Source organism: Mycobacterium sp., from assembly GCF_050701675.1.
GTDB lineage: Bacteria > Actinomycetota > Actinomycetes > Mycobacteriales > Mycobacteriaceae > Mycobacterium.
Genome location: NZ_JBOGDD010001203.1, coordinates 1 through 1,917, shown reverse-complemented (window position 1 = coordinate 1,917; position 1,917 = coordinate 1). Strand labels below are relative to the sequence as shown.

2 protein-coding genes and 1 pseudogene are annotated in these 1,917 nt (G+C 64.0%); all 3 read right to left on the bottom strand.

Annotated elements, in window-relative coordinates; genetic code table 11:
• A partial coding sequence (locus ACRDUX_RS37290; RefSeq protein WP_526421980.1) for an MlaD family protein occupies positions 1-709 on the bottom strand: 709 nt, incomplete at its 3' end.
• A complete protein-coding gene (locus ACRDUX_RS37285; protein ID WP_526421978.1) occupies positions 706-1,752 on the bottom strand; it encodes an MCE family protein in 1,047 nt (348 codons plus the stop codon). The genes ACRDUX_RS37290 and ACRDUX_RS37285, both read right to left, overlap by 4 nt.
• Positions 1,745-1,917 (bottom strand): annotated as a pseudogene (locus ACRDUX_RS37280) (mammalian cell entry protein); the annotation flags it as partial. The gene ACRDUX_RS37285 and the pseudogene ACRDUX_RS37280, both read right to left, overlap by 8 nt.

The following is a 1,917-nucleotide window of genomic DNA, read 5'->3' as shown; positions in this document are numbered from 1 at the left end:
GGGTCTGACTGAGCGCCCGCACCGTCGATCCGAAATCTCGCAGCGTCGCGTCGTTGGTGGCGGCGGCATCGAACAGCGAGCTGAGGTTTCTGATGATCGTGGTCAGCTGATCCCGGGTGACCGCGCCACCGTCGGCGCTCAGCCGCAGGGCGTTCGATAGTTCGCCAAGGGCGTCCTTCATGTTCTGACCGTTGCCGTCGGCGATCGCCGCACTGGCGTTGACGAGGTCGGCGACGGGGCCCTGACCGTTTCCGTCACCACGCAGTGAGCCCGACAGCTTGTCGAGAACGTCTAGCACTCGGGCGAACTCGACCGGCGTCTTGGTGCGGTTCAGCCCGATGGTGGCGTGATTCTGCAATGTCGGGCCGCCGCGGTAGGCCGGAGTCAGCTCGATTTGGCGGTCGGTGAGGATCGAGTTCGAGATCGTCACCGCCTGCGCGTCGGCGGGGACCTGGACATTCTTGTCCACGGTGAACTCGACTTCGACGTATCCGCCCTTGGGGGTGATCGTGGTGACCTTGCCGACCGGCATCCCCAGCACGGCAACCGTATTACCCTCGTACAGTCCTGCGGCACTGTCGAATTGCGCCGTAATGCTGATCGTGTTGATGCTGTCCCCGATCAAGGACCAGCCAGCGGTCGCCACCACCACGGCCAGCACCAGACCTGCGGTGGCGAGTGAAATCACCCTTGCTCGGCGGCCCTTCACTTGCAGTCCTTGAAGTACTGGATCATTCCGAACTGCTTGGCCCGGCCGCTGATGGCGCACATCCACGAGTCCACCAGCAACCCGTTGCTCGCGTTGAAGTCCACCGCGTTGCCGGTACCGGTCGCGTTGGCCAGGCCGCGGAGGGCCACGGGACCCGCTTGCAGGGTGCTGCGCAGCAGATCGTCGTGCTGGGCAAGCATGTCGGACAGTTCGCGAACGTTCTGCAGCAGCTTCTCCAGCTCCGGTCGGTCGTCGATGACGATGCCGCTCAGCGTTTGGACCAGGTTGGTCAGCGCGGCCATCATCGAGTGGAAGGCGGCGCGACGCGCAACGAATTCGCCGATCAAGTCGTTGCCCTGGTTGATCAGGTTGCCGATATTCGACTGCTGGCGTCGCAGCGTGTTGCTGACCAACTCCGTGGTCTTCAGCAGCGAGCCGAGTTGATCGCGCCGTTCGGCGATGATCGTCGACAGGGTGTGGGTGTTTTCCAGGGCCTGCGGCAGCACGACCGGTAGGCCTTCCAACTGCTTGCCGAGGATGCCCAGGGTCTGGGCGAACTTGTCCGAGTCGACCTGTTCGTAGGTGGTGGTGACGTCGGCCAATGCCTCTTGGAGATCATAGGGGACCTCGGTATGCGTGATGTCGAATGTGTTGTCGCGCAACGAACCCGATCCCCCGGGCTTCAGTGCCAGGTAGCGGGACCCCAGGATGGTGGTGACCTTGATCGTTGCTCTGGAGTCTTGCCCCAAGGTGACGTCGTTGCGCACCTTGAGTCCGGCTTCCACGTGGTCGCCGGCCAGTTGCATGCTCGTCACCTCGCCCACGGGTATCCCGGCGATCGTGATCGGGTTGCCCGGCCGCAGCGCCGCGGCTTGCAGGAACCGCGCGGTGTAGTGCCGATATCCGACATCGGCGACTTTGACCGTCAGCAACGTAGCGATGAGCACGACCACCACGGCGAGCGCGCCGAAGCCCAGCCACGCCGAGTTGTAACCCTCCAGCGGCCGACGTCTGCGCCGTTGCCTCTGTGTCTGTTCAGCCATTGCCCATGTTCCTGCATCTCGGCGTGTACCACGCCTTGTTTCCGGGGGTTGCGGCGTCGACGATGATCGGCACCACGTCGTTGAGGCCGGGGAAGAAGCCGGTGGCGTTCAGGTCGCAGGCATAGGCGCTGGCGTACGCGCCTTCGTTGGTGAGACGTGCGAAGC

Excerpts from the sequence above, each read along its gene's own strand:
- ACRDUX_RS37285 (WP_526421978.1), bottom strand. The coding sequence starts at position 1,752 with ATGGCTGAACAGACACAGAGGCAACGGCGCAGACGTCGGCCGCTGGAG.